Origin of the sequence: Halorubrum sp. GN12_10-3_MGM (assembly GCF_005435235.1) — an archaeon.
GTDB lineage: Archaea > Halobacteriota > Halobacteria > Halobacteriales > Haloferacaceae > Halorubrum > Halorubrum ezzemoulense.
Map to the genome: position 1 here is coordinate 1 of NZ_SGUB01000073.1, position 448 is coordinate 448.

The 448-nt window shown below is 68.5% G+C and carries 1 pseudogene; it reads left to right on the top strand.

Annotated features, from left to right (window positions below):
* Window positions 1-205: 205 nt before the first annotated feature.
* Window positions 206-448, top strand: a pseudogene (locus EXE47_RS18295) (GNAT family N-acetyltransferase); the annotation flags it as partial.

Consider the following 448-nt stretch of genomic DNA (forward strand, 5'->3'; position numbering starts at 1 on the left):
GGCTTCGCCCTCGTGAAACGCGACGCGATCCGCGAGGAGCTTCGAACGGCCGGCCTGACCGGGTGAGCGTCGCGGTCGCGCTGGCCATCCTGCGGCCGATTGGGCGAGCGCCGCGGTCGCGTTGGGCGCCCGGCGGCCGACCGCGCGTGACAACCCCTCGCAGACCGTCGGTGGAGTTTATCGGTTCCCCCTCGTCGGCGCCGGTATGTTTCCCGAGACCATCGAAACCGACCGACTCCGACTGGAGGCGAACGGTCCCGAGAAGGTCGACCTCGACGCGTGCTACCGGATCTGCTCGGCCGATACCGGCATCGACGAGATAGCCGAACACGTCACGTGGGACCCCCACGAGACGAAAAGAGAGACGCTGGAGTTCCTCGAACGCGGCCGCGAGCGGTTCGAGGAGGGGGAGGCGGCGAATTACGTCATTCGCCGCCTCCCCCTCCTC